The organism is Lentzea miocenica (assembly GCF_033949945.1).
Taxonomy (GTDB): Bacteria; Actinomycetota; Actinomycetes; order Mycobacteriales; family Pseudonocardiaceae; genus Lentzea; species Lentzea miocenica.
This window is the reverse complement of sequence record NZ_JAXAVW010000029.1, coordinates 69,336-86,567: the sequence shown is the minus strand read 5'-3', so window position 1 is coordinate 86,567 and position 17,232 is coordinate 69,336. Positions and strand designations below refer to the sequence as shown.

Annotated in this window: 15 protein-coding genes and 1 riboswitch; of the genes, 5 read left to right on the top strand and 10 right to left on the bottom strand. The window is 68.3% G+C overall.

The window, feature by feature from the left end; all coding sequences use genetic code 11:
* The first annotated feature begins 88 nt into the window (after nt 1-88).
* Complete coding sequence (locus tag SK803_RS31520) at nt 89-1,390, top strand: DivIVA domain-containing protein (protein ID WP_319969783.1); 1,302 nt, start codon at nt 89-91, stop codon at nt 1,388-1,390.
* A gap of 27 nt (nt 1,391-1,417) precedes the next feature.
* Here the strand turns inward: SK803_RS31520 and SK803_RS31515 are convergent, their stop codons facing one another.
* From SK803_RS31515 to metG, 9 genes are all read right to left on the bottom strand, one after another.
* On the bottom strand, nt 1,418-3,187 hold the full coding sequence (locus tag SK803_RS31515; protein WP_319969782.1) for an ABC-F family ATP-binding cassette domain-containing protein: 1,770 nt from the start codon (nt 3,185-3,187) through the stop codon (nt 1,418-1,420).
* Nucleotides 3,188-3,251: 64 nt separating this feature from the next.
* Complete coding sequence (locus SK803_RS31510; protein ID WP_319969781.1) at nt 3,252-4,217, bottom strand: 4-(cytidine 5'-diphospho)-2-C-methyl-D-erythritol kinase; 966 nt, start codon at nt 4,215-4,217, stop codon at nt 3,252-3,254.
* Between the two features lie 54 nt (nt 4,218-4,271).
* Entirely contained in the window at nt 4,272-5,030 is a 759-nt protein-coding gene (locus SK803_RS31505) for a MetQ/NlpA family ABC transporter substrate-binding protein (protein ID WP_319969780.1), read from the bottom strand.
* Nucleotides 5,031-5,099: 69 nt separating this feature from the next.
* Nucleotides 5,100-5,783: a methionine ABC transporter permease gene (locus SK803_RS31500; protein ID WP_319969779.1), complete on the bottom strand. Its 684-nt coding sequence runs from the start codon at nt 5,781-5,783 to the stop codon at nt 5,100-5,102.
* Nucleotides 5,780-6,778 carry a methionine ABC transporter ATP-binding protein gene (locus SK803_RS31495; RefSeq protein ID WP_319969778.1) on the bottom strand — a complete coding sequence of 333 codons (999 nt, stop codon included), beginning with the start codon at nt 6,776-6,778 and terminating at the stop codon, nt 5,780-5,782. The genes SK803_RS31500 and SK803_RS31495 overlap by 4 nt, the downstream gene beginning before the upstream one ends.
* A 216-nt stretch (nt 6,779-6,994) precedes the next feature.
* Nucleotides 6,995-7,088, bottom strand: a riboswitch (SAM riboswitch).
* Between the two features lie 88 nt (nt 7,089-7,176).
* Complete coding sequence (gene rsmA / locus SK803_RS31490) at nt 7,177-8,007, bottom strand: 16S rRNA (adenine(1518)-N(6)/adenine(1519)-N(6))-dimethyltransferase RsmA (protein ID WP_319969823.1); 831 nt, start codon at nt 8,005-8,007, stop codon at nt 7,177-7,179.
* Nucleotides 8,008-8,168: 161 nt separating this feature from the next.
* Nucleotides 8,169-9,578 carry a transglycosylase family protein gene (locus SK803_RS31485; protein ID WP_319969777.1) on the bottom strand — a complete coding sequence of 470 codons (1,410 nt, stop codon included), beginning with the start codon at nt 9,576-9,578 and terminating at the stop codon, nt 8,169-8,171.
* Nucleotides 9,579-9,881: 303 nt separating this feature from the next.
* On the bottom strand, nt 9,882-10,703 hold the full coding sequence (locus SK803_RS31480) for a TatD family hydrolase (RefSeq protein ID WP_319969776.1): 822 nt from the start codon (nt 10,701-10,703) through the stop codon (nt 9,882-9,884).
* A complete protein-coding gene (metG, locus tag SK803_RS31475) occupies nt 10,700-12,490 on the bottom strand; it encodes a methionine--tRNA ligase (RefSeq protein ID WP_319969775.1) in 1,791 nt (596 codons plus the stop codon). Before metG ends, SK803_RS31480 begins: the two co-directional genes overlap by 4 nt.
* A gap of 54 nt (nt 12,491-12,544) precedes the next feature.
* Here metG and SK803_RS31470 point away from each other — a divergent pair, with 54 nt between their 5' ends.
* The 3 genes from SK803_RS31470 to SK803_RS31460 are packed head-to-tail and all read left to right on the top strand — an operon-like array spanning nt 12,545 to nt 14,792.
* A complete protein-coding gene (locus SK803_RS31470; RefSeq protein WP_319969774.1) occupies nt 12,545-13,099 on the top strand; it encodes a PadR family transcriptional regulator in 555 nt (184 codons plus the stop codon).
* Between the two features lie 57 nt (nt 13,100-13,156).
* Nucleotides 13,157-14,089 carry an ATP-binding cassette domain-containing protein gene (locus SK803_RS31465; RefSeq protein WP_319969773.1) on the top strand — a complete coding sequence of 311 codons (933 nt, stop codon included), beginning with the start codon at nt 13,157-13,159 and terminating at the stop codon, nt 14,087-14,089.
* Nucleotides 14,079-14,792, top strand: a complete 714-nt coding sequence (locus SK803_RS31460) for an ABC transporter permease (protein WP_319969772.1) — start codon at nt 14,079-14,081, stop codon at nt 14,790-14,792. Before SK803_RS31465 ends, SK803_RS31460 begins: the two co-directional genes overlap by 11 nt.
* Here the strand turns inward: SK803_RS31460 and rsmI are convergent.
* Nucleotides 14,784-15,629 (bottom strand): 16S rRNA (cytidine(1402)-2'-O)-methyltransferase, encoded by an 846-nt coding sequence (gene rsmI / locus SK803_RS31455; RefSeq protein WP_319969771.1) that lies wholly within the window; start codon nt 15,627-15,629, stop codon nt 14,784-14,786. The genes SK803_RS31460 and rsmI overlap by 9 nt on opposite strands.
* Before the next feature lie 24 nt (nt 15,630-15,653).
* Here rsmI and SK803_RS31450 point away from each other — a divergent pair, with 24 nt between their 5' ends.
* Nucleotides 15,654-17,192 (top strand): dolichyl-phosphate-mannose--protein mannosyltransferase, encoded by a 1,539-nt coding sequence (locus tag SK803_RS31450; RefSeq protein ID WP_319969770.1) that lies wholly within the window; start codon nt 15,654-15,656, stop codon nt 17,190-17,192.
* Nucleotides 17,193-17,232: the final 40 nt, after the last annotated feature.

Sequence of the window (17,232 nt, the reverse complement as noted above, 5' to 3'; positions counted from 1 at the left end):
AGTGGCGCCGTTTGGTCCATCAGGACGAAACGTTATGCCACGCGAAACGCGATACTCCCCAGTACAGGTACGCAGGAGGAGGTCATTGGTGGATCGGGGCGGCCCCGGAGCGCAGCATCGTCTGCCCGCGCATCCGGCACCTCTGCTCTCCGCACAGGACGTGGCTCTGGTCGCGTTCCACCGTCCCCCCAAGGGACACCGGGGGTACGACGCGGCTGAGGTGGACGCATTTCTCGACCGCGTCGAGGACACCATGCGCAGCAGGGACATCCTGACGCGCGAGGACGTGCTGGGCATCAAATTCAGCAATGCGACCCGGGATCCGGGCTATGACGTGAACGAGGTCAACGTTTTCATGGAGCTCGTCGCCGACACGTTGCGGTCCACTCCGCAACGGCAACAGGCCGCCGCACCCGCGCAGGGCGCGCACGCCACGTCGCAGGCACTCAGACCGGCCGTACGACTGTCCCCTGACGACGTTGCCGCGGTGCGCTTCCACAAGCCAAGACCGGGGACCCGCGGGTATCACGAAGGCCAGATCGACGCTTTCCTCGACCGCATCGAGAACACCCTGCGCGGCAGGGACAACCTGACCGCGCAACAGGTCCAGGACGCGGTGTTCGGCGAGACCGCACCCGGCACGTTCGGGTACGACGAAGAGGACGTCGACACGTTCCTCGACCTCGTCGTGCTGATGTTCGAAACCGCGCCGCCGCCGGTCAGGCCCCTGCCGCCGACGACGCAGCTGCCGCAGCAGCAGCAACGGCCCCAGCAGCGCAGCCCGCAACCGCCGCAGCGCCCTCAGCGGCAGCAGCAACAGCAGCCGGTGCAGCAGCCCGCGACGCCCAAGTCCGTCGACGAGCCGAAGATCACCGCCGCGGACATCCGCAAGATCGCGTTCCACCGCCCTCCCCGCGGCCGCCGCGGGTACCAGGAGTCCCAGGTGGACGCGTTCCTCGACCGGATCGAGGCAACCCTGCTCGGCCAGGACAACCTGACCGGCAAGGACATCCGGGACGTCCGGTTCTCGCGCCCGCTGATCGGCCGGCGCGGCTACGACGAGACCGAGGTGGACGCGTTCCTCGGCCAGATCGAACAGCAGCTCGCCGGACCGATGCGCAGCATGCCGCAGGTCAGGTCGTGGAAGGACCTCAGGCAGCTGCGGATCCCGCAGGCAGCGGCCGGCCAGCGCGGCTACCGCACCGCGCAGGTCGACCGGATGCTGGAGGAGATCGGCGTCGCGCTCGACGGCATGCTCGGGGCGAGCTCGGAAGAGGTCCTCAAGGCGCGTTTCAGCTACGCGCTGCTCTCCGGCCAGGGCTACGACACGTCGTTCATCGACGAGCTGCTGCCCCAGCTCGCGAACGAACTGCGCCGCAGGGGTCGCTAGAGGCCCGTTGGAGGCCCTCAGACCCTCTCAGCCCTCCACAACCTCCGCTGCGACCATCCAGGCCGCTTCGACCTCGGTCTCCTCCGCCAGGACGGCACGGAGCTCGGCGTCGAGCTTCAGCAGCCGGTCGGGATCGGTCGCGGCCTCGGCCAGCGCGGCGTGCAGCTCGGCTTCCTTCTTGTGCAGCACCTCGAGGCGTCGCTCCAGCCGCGCCAGCTCCTTGCGGGCGGCGCGCTGGTCGGCGGCGTTCGAAGGCGCCTTGCCGGCGGCGGGGGCGGCGGCGTTCTCCCTGTCGCGCAACGAGTCCCGGCGCCTGAGGTACTCCTCGATGCCACCGGGCAGCTCGGTCAGCCCGCCGTCGCCGAACAACGCCACGACCTTGTCGCACACGCGCTCGACGAGGTACCGGTCGTGCGAGATCACGACGAGCGTGCCCGCCCACGAGTCGAGCAGGTCTTCCAGCTGCTGCAAGGTGTCGATGTCCAGGTCGTTCGTCGGTTCGTCGAGCAGCAGCACGTTCGGCTCGGCCATCAGCAACCGGCACAGCTGCAACCGCCGCCGCTCACCACCGGAGAGGTCCGAGACCGGCGTCCACTGCTTCTGCGACGAGAACCCGAACCGCTCGCCCAGCTGCGAGGCCGACATCTCGTACTTGCCCAGCACGACCCGCCGCGCGATCTCCTCGATCGCCTCCAGCACGCGCATCGACCCGTCGAGGTCGAGCAGCTCCTGCGAGAGGTGCGCGATCTTCACCGTCTGGCCCTGGATCCGCTTGCCCGTCTCGGGTTCGCGTTCCCCGGCCAGCAGTTTGAGCAACGTCGTCTTGCCCGACCCGTTGACGCCGACCAGACCGATCCGCTCGCCAGGACCGATCCGCCACGTCAGATCGCGGACCAGCACCCGGTCCGGAATGGACAGTGTGGCGTCCTCGATCTCGATCACCGTGCGGCCCAGCCGCTTCTTGGCGAACGCGAGCAGCTCGACGTTGTCCCGCAACGGCGGCACGTCCGCGATCAACGCCTCGGCGGCCTCGATCCGGTAGCGCGGCTTCGAGGTCCGCGCGGGCGCGCCACGGCGCAGCCACGCGAGTTCCTTGCGCGCCAGGTTCTGCCGCTTCTCCTCCAGCACGTCCGCCAGCCGGGTCCGCTCGGCGCGGGCGTAGATCCAGTCGGCGTAGCCGCCCTCGTACTGCTCGACCTTGCCCTGCACCACTTCCCACGTGCGGTTGCAGACGGTGTCGAGAAACCACCGGTCGTGTGTCACGACCACGAGCGCGCACTTGCGGGCCAGCAGGTGCTCCGCGAGCCACCGCACACCCTCGACGTCCAGGTGGTTCGTCGGCTCGTCCAGCACGATCAGCTCGAGGTCCTGGATCAGCGCGGCCGCCAGCACCACGCGGCGCCGCTCACCACCCGACATCGTGGAGACCACGGAGTCCAGTCCCAGCGCCGTGATCCCGAGTCCGTCCAAAATGGACCGGACCCTGGCGTCGGCCGCCCACTCGTGCTCGGCGTCGAACCCGAGCGGGTCGATCACCGCGTTGCGCACTGTCGAGCCGTGGGGCAGCTCGGTCCGCTGCGTCACGACGGCCATCCGCAGATCGCGCGACCGCGACACCCGGCCGTCGTCCGCGGGTTCCACCCCGGCCAGCACCTCGAGCAGCGTCGTCTTGCCGCCACCGTTCAGGCCGACGACACCGATCCGGTCGCCCTCGTTCACGCCGAGCGACACGCCGTCGAGCAGCGGCCGGACGCCGAACGACTTCTGCACGGACTCCAGGTTGACCAGGTTGGCCATCAAAACCTCACGACTAGTAAGAAACTGCCCGATGCAGGCTACCCAGCAGGACCGAAGCCCTCGGCTACGCGTGCACCTCGGGGGGCGTCGGCTTGGGCTCTTCAGTCGCGATCACACGAGCTCCAGGCACCGGCCCGTGCGCCACCCGCACCGTCCGGCACACTCCCGCACCGGCCAGCTCAGCGGCCACGCGGACCGCCGTGTCGGCGTCCTCGCACAGGAACGCCGTCGTGGGGCCGGAACCGGACACGATACCGGCCAGCGCGCCCGCGTCGACACCAGCGCGCAATGTGCGGCGCAGGTTCGGGCGCAAGGAAACCGCCGCGGCCTGGAGGTCGTTGCCCAGCAGCAGAGCGAGCTGTCGGGGGTCACCGGAGGACAGACCCTCCAGCACAGCCTCGACCGGACCCACCCGCGGCGGATCACCGTCGCCGCGCAAGCGATCCAGCTCGTCGAACACGTCCGGAGTGGACAGTCCACGCCGGTCGAACGCCAGCACCCAGTGGAACTGGTGGCGGCCCAGCACCGGCACGATCCGCTCGCCGCGGCCGGTGCCCAAGGCGGTCGCGCCGTACAGGGCGAAGGGGACGTCGGCGCCGAGCTTCCCGGCCAGTTCGGCCAGCTCGTCGCGGGTGATCTCCAGCCGCCACAACGACGACAGGCCCACGAGCGCCGCCGCCGCGTCCGCGCTGCCGCCCGCCATGCCGCCCGCGACGGGGATGGCCTTGCGGATGACGACGCGGACCTTCGGGTCGTCCGGGTCCTTGCCGACGTGCGTGGCCAGCAGCCGGACGGCGCGCCAGGCCAGGTTCGAGGCTCCGGTGGGCACCTGGTCGGCGCCCTCGCCGTGGACCTCGACGCCGGGTTCGTCGGCCACCGCGACGGTGACCTCGTCGACCAGCGAGAGCGCCTGGAAGATGGTCACCAGGTCGTGGTAGCCGTCCGGGCGCACGTCTCCGACGGCCAGGTGCAGGTTGACCTTGGCCGGGACGCGAACTGTGACCGGGGGTGGAACGACTGCGAGCACCATGTCAGCCTACGGGCGTTCTGGAGTCCCGGACTCCTCCCCCGGTCACCGCGGACGTCACACCGGGATGACGGAACCGTTGAACGTCTGCTTGATGTAGTCCTTGACCTGCTGCGATCCGAGCAGCTCCGCCAGGTCGCGGACGCGCTTGTCACCCTTGAGCTCCGTGCGGGTGACCAGGCCGTTCGCGTTCGGGTTGCCCTCGGCCTTCTCCAGCGCGAGCGAGTCGGTCGCCGGCTTGAGACCGGCGTCGATCGCGTAGTTGCCGTTGATCACCGACGCGTCGGTGTCCTCCAGCGACCGCGGCAGCTGAGCGGCCTCCAGCGGCACGAACTGCAGGTTCTTGGGGTTCTCCGCGATGTCGCGGACGGTCGGCTGGTCCACGGCCTTGAGCTTGATCAGGCCGTTCGCCTCCAGCAGCTTCAGGCCACGTGCCTCGTTCGTGGCGTCGTTGGCCACCGCGATCTTGGCCCCGGAAGGCAGCTCGTCGAGCTTCTTGGCCTTCTTCGAGTACAGACCCAGCGGCTCGACGTGGACCGGCTGGACCCACTCGACCTTGGCGCCGCTCTCCTTCGTGAACGTCGCCAGGTACGGGACGGTCTGGAAGTAGTTGGCGTCGAGCGAACCGTCGACCAGCGCGGTGTTCGGCTGCACGTAGTCGGTGAACTCGACGACCTCGATCTTCAGACCCTTCTGCGCGGCGAGGTTGTCGGCCACGTACTTGAGGATCTGGGCGTGCGGGACCGGCGAGACGCCGACCTTGAGCGTGTCCGAGGCGGACGCGCCACCGGACGAGCAGGCGGACAAAGCGGTCACAGCGGACAAAGCGACTGCGATCAGGGCAGCACGAATACGCATTACGTTCCTTTGAGAAATTGCTACGGGTCAGACGGAGGCGTGCCGGCGCCGGTCGGACGCACGGGCGGCACGGGTGAAACCGAGCTGGATCACGGTGGTGAGCACGGCGAGCCACGCCACGGTGCTCCACAGGATCCGGTCGTTGAAGCGCTGGTAGCCCTCGCGGATCGCGAGGTCACCGAGGCCGCCACCACCGATCACGCCCGCCATCGCCGAGTACCCGATCAGGGCGATCACGGTGACGCCGATCGCGTTGATCAGCGCGGGCAACGACTCGCGGATGAGCACGCTGCGCACGATCCTGAGCGTCGAGGCGCCGGTGGTGATCGCGGCCTCGACCACGGTCACGTGCACCTCGGACAGGATGTTCTGCACGAGCCGCCCCACGAACGGGATGGCGCCCACGGCCAGCGGCACGATGACCGCCGTGCTGCCGATGGAGCCGCCGACGAGCAGGCGGGTGACGGACGTGAGCGCGACGAGCAGCACGATGAACGGCATCGAGCGGCCCAGATCGGTGACGAAGCTCAGAACGCGGTGCACCGCGACGTTCGGCCGCAGCCCACCTTTGGCGGTGAGCTGCAGCCAGACTCCTACGGGAACTCCGAAAACAGTGGCGATAACAGTGGAAACGCCGACCATGTACAGCGTTTCCCCAGTGGCCTCGACGAGGAAGCTGACGACGTCGGACCAGGGTGTTGCAGACCTCACGCAGCTACTCCCTGCGGGCCCTTCAGGGACCTCTGCACCGAGCCGCCGGCCTCGCCGATCCACTCCAGAGCGGAGTCCGAGCGCTCGCCGTTCAGGCCGAGGCGGAACCGCGCGACCGGGGTCTCGCCCAGCCGCGTGAGGCCACCGCCGACGATGTTCAGCTCGACACCGAACCGGTGCGCGGCCTCGGGCAGCAACGCGCCGACCGCGGCGAACCCGACGAGCACGACGTCCGCGACGCGGTCGTAGCTGCTCTCGTTGATCGGGTTCAGGTCGACGGCGGGCAGCAGCGCACTGCTCGTGCGGCTCGCGGCGTCGTTGACCAGGTCGAGAACCTTGCCGTGCTCGACGACGCGGCCCTGCTCCAGCACAGCGACGTCATCGCAGATCTTGCGGACCACGCCCATGTCGTGCGTGACGACGAGAACGGTCACACCCAGCTCAGCGCGCGCACGGTCGAGCACCGTCAACACGGAACCGGTGGTCTCCGGGTCCAACGCGGACGTGGGCTCGTCAGCGAGCAGCACCGACGGGTTCGCGGCGAGCGCACGCGCCACAGCGATGCGCTGACGCTGCCCACCGGACAGCTGGTCGGGGTAGGAGGCGGCCTTGTCGGTCAGCCCGACGAGGTCCAGCAGCTCGCCCACACGGGTGCGGCGCTGCGGTCCGGGCACGCCCGCACTTTCGAGCGGCAACGCGATGTTGCCCGCGGCCGTGCGCTGCCGGAGGAGCGAATCCCCTTGCGGCACAACGCCGATCTGCCGACGAGCGGCCCGGAGAGCCGACCCGTCGAGGCTGGTGATGTCCGTGCCGTCGACGCGGATCGCCCCCGAGTCGGGACGCTCCAGCAGCGCAACGCAGCGCGCGAGCGTCGACTTGCCGGCCCCGCTCGGGCCGACGACGCCGAGCACGGTGCCCGCTTCGACGTCGAGGGTCACGCCGTTCAGGGCGTTGACACCCTGGAAGGACTTGGTGAGGTTTTCGACAGTGATCACATCTGCTCCACGGCTGCGCGCGACGACACACAGCCCGTTTTTGACGGACGTGCGCTGTCGGGGTCTGCTCAGGTGTGCGCCACTCGGTGACTGAGTGCGCGTCAAAGGACTTTTAGAAGGCGCCTTAGACGAGGTGGCGACGACATGCAGAAGCGGTGCGACGGCACTGGTCGACAACTCGACGGCGCGTCAGCATTCGCGTGGTACCCATGTGATCCTCCATCGGTCCTGGCGTTAGCACCTGCCCGCATCCAGCGGGTGGTTGCTGCGACGTCGTAGAGCCAGGTCTCTCAGTCGCTCCGGATGGCACTTAGCAGTCAACCGGACAGACGTCCGGTTGCGCAAGCCAGATTCCGATTCGTTCGACAGATCACACTGATGGCCGAAGGATCCCCGGCCTAGGCCTCGGCAATCCGGATGAAGTCGATCACGCTCAACTGCTCACCCCGAGCCTGAGGATCAACCCCGGCCTTCTGAAGCAGCTCGTCGATGTTCTGCGTGTTGCCGGCCCACCCCTTGAGCGCAGCCCTGAGCGTCTTCCGCCGCTGCGCGAACGCCGCGTCGACAACCCCGAACAACCGCTTCCGATCCACAGTGGACAACGGCTTTTCCCGCCGCTGAAAGGCAACCAGCCCAGAATCGACGTTGGGCGCAGGCCAGAACACGTTCTTGCCGATCGCGCCGGCCTTCCGCGCCTCCGCGTACCAGGCGAGCTTCACACTGGGCACGCCGTAGATCTTGTTGCCGGGCTTGGCCGCCATCCGGTCCGCCACCTCGGCCTGCACCATCACGAGCCCCTTCTCCAGGGTGGGCAGCTCGCTCAACAGGTGCAGCACCACCGGCACCGCGACGTTGTACGGCAGGTTGGCAACGATCGCGGTGGGCTGAACGGGCAGATCCGCCGCAGTCACCTTCATCGCGTCCATGAGGACCACATGAAGCTTCCCGGCGTTCCCCGGATCCATCTCACCAACGGTCTGCGGCAGCCGCTCGGCCAGCGGCGGGTCGATCTCCACGGCCACGACCTGCCTGGCGGCGGGGAGGAGGGCGAGCGTCAGGGATCCCAGGCCCGGCCCAACCTCCAGGACCACGTCGTCCTCGGTGAGGTCGGCGGCGGCAACGATCTTGCGGACCGTGTTGGGGTCGTGCACGAAGTTCTGGCCGAGCTTCTTGGTCGGGCGAATGCCCAGCTCTTCAGCTAGACGGCGAACTTCGACAGGTCCCAGCAGGCTCACCGGAGCATTCTCGCAGGTGGGTTCAGAGGGCGGGTGGTCGCCATGCGTGGGGGCCGTGCGGGTCGGGCTGCGTTGACGGGCGCCACGGCAAAGGCCGCCCCCGGCGAACCAGGAGCGGCCTCAGCGAACCAATGCCAGCAGCGGAAGCTGCGGGTCTACGGCAGACCCAGCTTGGCCCGGCAACCCGGCCACGCCCCGTACGTGCCACCAGACCGATCACGCAGCTTCGTCGCGATCGCGATCTGCTGCTCACGGGTCGCCTGGTGCGGAAGCTGCGCAAAGGCGGTGCCACCGTTGGAGGCCCACGTGCTGGCCGAGAACTGGAGGCCGCCGTAGTACCCGTTACCGGTGTTGATGGCCCAGTTGCCGCCGGCCTCGCACTTGGCGAGGCGGTCCCAGACTTCGCTGTCGGGCAGCGGCTTGGTGCCGACGGTGATCTTCTTGGGCTTCGGCTCCTTGGTGACCTTGCCGCCGATCTTCTCGCGGCTGATCTCCTTGCCGTTCTTCACCGTCACGCGGTACGTGGAGGTCTGCTCGCCCGGCACGCCGGGGTCGGTGACGGTCTGCTGACCCACGGTCATGTTGGGGTCGTTGGTCTTCTCGACGGGCGGGGCGACCGGCTCGTTCACGTTGATGACCGTGACGCCGGTGCGGGAGATGTAGACCTCGGCGCCGGTGGCGAGCTTGACGTCCATGCCGGACGCGACGGCGTCCTCGGGGCCGAGGGTGAGGTTCTCGCCCTTGAGCAGTTCGTCGACGGTGAGGGCGGTCGTCTGGACCTCGCGGACCGGGTTCGCGCCGTCGAAGAGCTTGATGTTCTTGCGGGTCTTGACCTCGACGTTCATGCCTTCGAGAGGCACGTCCTGCGAGCCGGGGGCCGACATCCAGGCGCCTTCGAGCGGCACGCCCATCTGCTTGGCGGCTTCCTCGACGGTGACCGAGCGGACCCAGTCCTCGCGAGCCTGGCCGTCGACGCTCATCTTCAGCAGGCGGCCGCGGTCGAGGCTGATCTTGCCGCCGTCGGAGACCGGGGCGTTCAGCGAGGGCGACAGGGCGTCGTGCTCACCGACGACGATGCCTTCCTCCGCCAGGACCTCGCCGACCGTGCCCTCGTAGGAGTGGACGGTCTGCAGTGCACCGTCGACCTCGACGGTCAGCGACTTGTCCATCGCCATCGCGGTCACGCCGCCGCCGGAGATCGACACCAGCACCGCGGCGACCGCGCCCTTGAGGAAGCGGCGCTTCCAGGACGTGGCGGCCGTGACGAGCAGCTGCGGGTCCTGCTTCTCCTCTTCCTCCGACGGGAGGACGAGGGGCGGCATGATCGTCGTCTCGGCGTTGATGAGCCGGATCAGCTCGTCGACGTCGACGTTCGCGGTGGCGAGCAGCTCGTCGGCGTCCGGGCCCAGCACCTCGAGCACGTCCGCGGGCGAGATCGTCAGCGCACCGGCGGGGAAGCTCGGGTGGGGATCGGCGACGCCTACCGCGGTAGTGCCGACCGGCGTGAACCAGTCGGTGTCGTCGTTGAAGTCGTACGGAGCGGCACTTCTGTCGCTTCCAGACACAGGGTCGATACCTCCATTGCGGAAGCGCCGAGGCCACCGCACAGTTGGCGTTGACAAGATCATTCGAGTTGGAGCTCGAAGGTTCCCGGCAACTCCTCCTACGTGGTCTCGCTTTTTCGCGCTTCTGGCTTGGGTCCCGCCCCGACTGCGGGCGTGCTCCGAACCGACTGGGTCGGTCCAGGTGGCACGGTCACGGGACAGTAACGGGGTCGCGGACGTTGCGCAAACACCCCCGCCAATGTTGTGACCTCAGTCACCCCATGGGGGTAGTAACCCTTTGCTCCGTTCGTCTTACAACGCATTTCAGTAGCCAAGCCCGAACACTCGTTGAGCATTACGGGTGACGGCGGAGCAGAGTTCAGAAAGATCTTCGCCACGGAGCGTGGCCAGATCTCGAACTGTGTAATTCACACAATAGGGTTCATTCGGCCGCCCCCGGTACGGATGAGGCGTCAGGAACGGCGCGTCCGTCTCGACCAGAAGCTGATCTTGCGGCACCAGCTGGGCCGCTTCCCGCAGCGCGCGGGCGTTCTTGAACGTCACCGGCCCCGCGAACGACAGCACGTACCCCGCGTCGACACACCGCCGGGCGAAGTCCGCGTCGCCGGAGAAGCAGTGGAACACCACAGTGGACGGTGCGCCCTCGGCGTCGAGCACCTTGAGGATGTCCTCGTGCGCGTCCCGGTCGTGGATCATCAACGGCTTCCCGACGCGCTTGGAAAGGTCGATGTGCCAACGGAAAGCCTCGTGCTGGGCGGCCGGCGGCGAGTAGTCCCAGTAGTAGTCCAGACCGGTCTCGCCGATCGCGACCACGCGAGGGAGCACGGCCAGCCGTTCCAGTTCGGCCTTCTCGACATCGCCGAACGAAGAGGTGCGCGTCGGGTGCACGGCCACCGCCGCGTAGACCCGAGGGTCCCAAGTGGACGCCTCGGCAGCCCACCGCGCGGCCTTCAGGTCGTCCGCCACGGTGACCACGTGCGAGACACCGGCGGCCTCGGCCCGGTCCAGCAACGCGGCCACGTCAGCGGCGTCGACGGCGCCACACGCGTCGAGATGGGTGTGAGCGTCGATCACCGGTGCCGGAAGAGCTTCCGGCACCGGTGGTCGTTCACGCGTGTCGGTCACTTGACGATCGGAGCCCACTCAGGCCCGGTCTCGCCCAGCTCCGGGTCGAGCTTCGCGAACAACGGCGACGGCTTGCCCAGCGGCCGGCCCGCCTCGATCGGCGTCGACTCCCAGCGAGCCTGCTCACCGGCGTAGTCACCGGTCAGCACCGGGTAGGAGCGGTCAGGCACGTCCAGGTCCTCAACCTCGGTCACCTGAGGCTGTGCGGCCCACACGCCCGTGCCACCCAACGCCTCGTGCACCTTCTGCGCCGAGTGCGGCAGGAACGGCGTCATCAGCGTGTTGGCGTCCTGAACCACCTGCAGCGCGGTGTGCAGCACCGAGTCACGGCGGTCCGGGTCGTCCTTGAGCTTCCACGGCTCCTGGTCGGACAGGTACTTGTTCGCCGCGGAGATCACGCGCATGGCCTCGCCGGACGCCTGCTTGAACCGCGAGCGACGCAGGTGCGCGCCGACCGTGTCGAACGCCGCCTTGGACTGCGCGAGCAGCTCGTGGTCGGCAGGGGTCAGCGCCGTGGCCTTCGGGATCGCGCCGACGTTCTTGTGCGCCATCGAGATCGAGCGGTTGACCAGGTTGCCCCACTCGTTCGCCAGCTCGAAGTTCGTCCGGCGGACGAACTCCTCCCAGGTGAAGTCGGTGTCCTGGTTCTCGGGACCCGCGACGGAGATGAAGTACCGCAGCGCGTCCGGCCCGAACTCCTTGAGGAAGTCACCGACGTAGATCACGGTGCCGCGCGAGGTCGAGAACTTCGAGCCGCTCATCGTCAGGTACTCCGACGACACGACCTCGGTGGGCAGGTTCAGCGTGCCGAACCGGCCGGGCTCGCCGCCCTTGTCGCCCGCGCCGTTCTGCCCGAGCAGCAGCGACGGCCAGATGAGCGAGTGGAAGACGATGTTGTCCTTGCCCATGAAGTAGTAGCCCTGGGCGTCACCCGTCCAGAACTCCTTCCAGGCATCAGGGTTCCCCGTGCGCCGCGCCCACTCGACGGAGGCGCTCAGGTAGCCGATCACCGCGTCGAACCACACGTAGAACCGCTTCATCGGCTGGTCGCTCCACCCGTCGAGCGGGATCGGCACACCCCAGTCGAGGTCGCGGGTGATCGCGCGCGGCCGCAGGTCCTTGATCAGGTTCTGCGAGAACTTGAGCACGTTCGGACGCCAGTCCGAACGCGTGCCCATCCAGCTGCCCAGCGAGTCGATGAACGCGGACAGGTCGAGGAACAGGTGCTCGGTCTCGACGAACTTCGGCGTCTCGCCGTTGATCTTCGAACGCGGGTTGATCAGTTCCGACGGGTCGAGCTGGTTGCCGCAGTTGTCGCACTGGTCGCCGCGCGCGCCCTCGTAACCGCAGATCGGGCAGGTGCCCTCGATGTAGCGGTCGGGCAGCGTGCGGCCGGTCGACGGGCTGATGGCGCCCATCTCCGTCTTGGGAACGACGTAGCCGTTCTTCCACAGCGCGGCGAAGAGGTCCTGCACCACCTGGTAGTGGTTGCCGGTGGTGGTGCGGGTGAAGAGGTCGTAGGAGAGGCCGAGGCCCTGCAGGTCAGACGCGATCACACGGTTGTACTTGTCGGCGAGCTCACGAGCCGTGAGCCCTTCCTTCTCGGCCTGCACCTGGATCGGTGTGCCGTGCTCGTCCGTGCCGCTGACCATGAGCACCCGGTGTCCGGACATTCGCATGTAGCGGGAGAAGACGTCGGACGGGACACCGAAACCGGAGACGTGACCGATGTGCCTGGGGCCGTTGGCGTAAGGCCAGGCCACCGCGGTCAGTACGGAGGCACTCATGCACATAGCCTACGGAGGCGGTGCCAGGGTGTTTTCACCGAGTGGGAGGTCGGTTTGTCCGCGACCAGGATGCTGGTGCTCGGCGTGGTCAAGCTCGTCGGCGAGGCACACGGTTACGTGGTGCGCCGCGAGCTGAAGTCGTGGTCGGCGGACGCCTGGGCGAACGTGCAACCGGGCTCGATCTACCACGCGCTGAAGTCGCTGGCCAAGGACGGCCTGCTGGAGCCGGTGGGCACCGTGGAGTCCGAGGAAGGCCCTGCCCGGACCACCTACAAGATCACCGCGGCCGGTGAGCACGAGCTGCGGGACCTGCTCGCGCACGCGCTGGCCGACCCGGCCGCCGGCAACGACGAGGTCTCCGCGGGCGTGGCGATGCTCAACCTGGTCCCCCGCAAGCAGGCGATCGTGATGCTGAAGAGCCGGCTGGCCGGCCTCGAAGGCCAGCTCACGCCGACGCGGCACGGCATCGAGTCGATGCCGGAGATGGGCAAGCCCGCGCACGTCAGCGAGCTCTTTCGACTGTGGCTCGTCCATCTCGAAGGCCAGGTGCGCTGGACTCGGGAGCTGATCGAACGTCTAGAGGCCGGTGCCTACGAACTAACCGACTAGTCAAACTTGATTAGTCCCGCTAGCCTCTAGTCAAACTTGACTAGAGGGGATTCAGTCATGATCAAGGCACGCGGCCTCGCGCGCCGGTTCACGACGAGGTCAGGCCCGGTGGAAGCGGTACGCGGGGTCGACATCGACGTTGCCGAGGGGGAACTGGTCGGGTTTCTCGGCCCGAACGGCGCAGGCAAGTCCACGACGTTGCGCATGCTCACGACGCTGCTCCAGCCGACGGCGGGCGAGGCGATCGTCGCCGGGCACGACCTGCTCACCGACCCGGCCGGAGTGCGCAGGAACATCGGCTACGTCGGCCAGAAGAACGGCGCGGGCGCCGACCAGCGGGTCGGCGACGAGCTGGAGTTCCAGGCCCGCTTCTACGGCCTGTCCAAACACGACGCCCGCAAGAAGATCGGCGACCTGCTCGCACGGTTCGATCTGCAAGGCCTCGAGAAGCGCGGAGTCGTCACGCTGTCGGGAGGCCAGCAGCGCCGGCTCGACATCGCGATGGGCATGCTGCACGACCCGCGGCTGCTGTTCCTGGACGAACCGTCGACCGCGCTCGACCCGCAGAGCCGCCGCAACCTGTGGGACCACATCAAGCAGCTCAAGGCCGACGGCGTCACGGTCTTCCTGACCACGCACTACCTGGACGAGGCCGACTTCCTCAGCGACCGGCTGCTGGTGATCGACCACGGCTCGATCGTGGGCGAGGGCTCACCGGACGACCTGAAGCACCGCGTCTCCGGCGACCTGGTCGTGCTCGGCACGCCGCAGGCCTCGCTGGTCGCCGGCAAGTTCGAGAACGCCGTGGTCGAGGAAGAGAAGGTCAGCTTCCGGATCCCGAACGGCGACCGCGCGCTGCCGGGACTGCTCCGCGATCTCGACAACGTCGGCGTCGAGCTGCACTCGGTGCAGGTCCACCGGCCGACGCTGGACGACGTCTTCCTGACCATGACCGGCCGCTCACTCCGGGAGGAGTCCAATGCTGCGTGACACCTGGCTCGTCTTCGTCCGGGTAATGCTCCCGGTGCTGCGCAACCCGGTCGCGATCGTGTTCGGGCTCGCCCAGCCGTTGCTCTACCTCGGCCTGTTCGGCCCGTTGCTCGGCGACACCGGCTGGCAGTGGTTCGTGCCGGGCCTGCTGGTGCAGATGGCGTTGTTCGGCACGGCCTACGCGGGCTTCTCACTGCTGCCGGAGGTGCGGACGGGCGTGATGGAACGGCTGCGGGTCACGCCGGTCAGCCGGGTCGCGCTGCTCGTCGGCAGGGTCGGCAAGGACGTGGTGCTGCTCGTCGTGCAGAGCCTGCTGATCGTGCTGGCCGCGATGCTGTTCGGGTTCCGCGCGTCGCCGGGCGAGATCCTGCTCGGGCTCGGGCTGGTGGCGTTGCTGGGCGTCGCCATCGGCTCGCTGTCGTACGCGATCGCGTTGAAGGTGAAGCTGGAGTACGTCTTCGCGTCCGTGCTGTCGTCGACGATCGTGCCGGTGATGCTGCTCTCCGGCGTGCTGCTGCCGATGTCGAACGGCCCGCAGTGGCTCTACTGGCTGTCGCGGATCAACCCGCTGGCGCACGTCGTCGACGCCGAGCGGTCGATCTTCAACACGGGTTCGCTGGTGCTCGGCCTGGTCTCGGTGTCCGCCCTGGTGCTGGTCGGCGTGTTCTACGGCGTCCGCACGTTCAACCGCGAATCAGCTTGATTTGATCGCGGCGTCGTAGAGGGTCTTCTTGCTGATGCCGGCCGCCTCCGCGACCTCGGCGGCGGCCGACTTCATCCGCTCCCCGTCGGCGACGCGCTGCTTCACCTCGGCGACCAGCGTGTCGAGGTCCGGCGTGTCCTGAACTGGTGCGGGACCGAGGACGACGGTGATCTCGCCGCGTGCGCCCTCCACGGCCCACTCGGCGAGTTCCGCCAACGTGCCGCGCACGACCTCTTCGTACTTCTTGGTCAGCTCACGGCACACGGCGGCGCCGCGGTCCGGCCCGAGCACCTCGACGGCGTCCGCGAGCGTCTCCGCGAGCCGGTGAGGTGCCTCGAAGAAGACGACCGTCCGTTGTTCGGTGGCCAAAGGTGCGAACCAGCGCTTGCGCTCACCCGACTTGCGCGGCGGGAAGCCGTCGAACGCGAACCGGTCGCTCGGCAGGCCGGACAGCGCGAGCGCGGTCGTCACGGCGGACGGGCCGGGCAGGCAGGTGACCTTGAGGTCCTGCTCGACACACGCGGCGACGAGCCGGTAGCCGGGGTCGGACACGCTCGGCATGCCGGCGTCCGTCACGAGCAGCACGGTCTGGCCGTTGTGCAGCGATTCGAGGAGTCCCGGCAGGCGGCCGATCTCGTTCTGGTCGTAGAAGCTGATCACCCGCCCGGACGGTTTGACCTGCAACGCGTTCGCCAGGCTGTGCAACCGCCGGGTGTCCTCGGCGGCGATCACGTCGGCGGTCTCCAGTGCCTCGATCAGGCGCGCGGAAGCGTCGCGGATGTCCCCGAGAGGGGTAGCTGCCAGGACCAGACGGCCTGAACCGGATACAGGACTCACAAGCTTCACCCTACGATCGGCGGCGTGACAGTCCTCGTGCAGCCAGGAGAGGCGCCCGTCGTCGTCGAGGAGCCACGCACGGATCGTGCCGCGGCACTCGACCCGCCGCCGTCCGGAGACCGCATGCGCGGGTGGCTCGTCACGATCGTCGTGACGCTCGTCGGCGCCTTCGTCCGCTTCTGGAACCTCGGGTATCCGACGGACAAGGGCACGCCGATCTTCGACGAGAAGCACTACGTGCCGCAGACGGCACAGGTGCTGCGCAACGGCGGCTACGAGGACAACCCCGGTTACGAGCTGATCGTCCACCCGCCGCTGGCCAAGCAGCTGATGGCGATCGGCCAGGAGCTCTTCGGCTACGACGGCATCGGCTGGCGGTTCGCCTCCGCACTCGCGGGCGCGATCACGATCCTGCTGATCGTCCGGATCGCCCGCCGCCTGACCCGCTCGGACCTGCTGGGCGCGCTGGCCGGCGTGCTGCTCATCGCGGACGGCGTCTCGCACGTCCAGTCGCGGATGGGCATGCTCGACATCTTCCTGGCGTTCTTCGTCGTCGCCGCGTTCGGTTGTCTGGTCGTCGACCGCGAACAGGTGCGCGCACGACTAGCTGTTGCCGTGCGCGAGGGCTTCATCAACAACTCGGCGTTCGGGCCGTGGCTGGGCTTCCGCTGGTGGCGCTTCGGTGCGGGCGTGTCGCTCGGTCTGGCGTGCGGCATCAAGTGGTCGGGCATCTGGTACATCGGCGCGTTCGGCCTGCTGACGGTCATCTGGACCGCGCTGGACCGGCGCGCGGCCGGGGTCGAGGAGCCGTGGCTCGGCGCGATCGCCAAGGACGTCCTGCCGTCGCTCGGCGGCCTGGTCGCGATCCCCGTGCTGGTGTACATCACGACCTGGTTCCCGTGGATGGCCAGCGAGACCGGCATCGACCGGCACGTCGTCGGCGGCAAGGTCCAGGACATCTCGTACATCCCGGACGTCCTGCAGTCGCTTTGGTACAACGCGAAGAACGTCTACAAGTTCCACGTCGAGCTGGTCACCTCGGAGACCAACCGGCACCCGTGGGAGTCGAAGCCCTGGACGTGGCCGATGGGCCTGCGTCCGATGCTCTACTACTACGACAGCGGCGTGACGGGCTGCGGCGCGGCGTCGTGCCTCGGCGCGATCATGCTGATCGGCACCCCCGCGCTGTGGTGGCTCGCGTTCCCGGTGATCGGCTGGGCGGTCTGGCGCTCGATCGGCCGGCTGGACTGGCGCTACGCCGGCGTCCTGGTCGCGTACCTGGCGGGCTTGCTGCCGTGGTTCCTCAACCTCGACCGGCAGATGTACTTCTTCTACGTCACGCCGATGGCGCCGTTCCTGGTGCTGATGATCGTGCTGGCGCTGGGCGAGATCCTGGGCCGCCGGACCGCGGGCTCCGAACGCCGCGGCACCGGACTGCTGGTCGTGTCGCTGTACGTCGGCATCGTCGTGGCGAACTTCGTGTGGCTCTGGCCGATCCTGAACGGCAACCCGATCACGCCGGAGATGTGGCAGCAGCAGCTCTGGTTGCCCAGCTGGCGCTGACCTGCGTGATGGCCTGGGTGGTGACGCAGCCTTCACCACA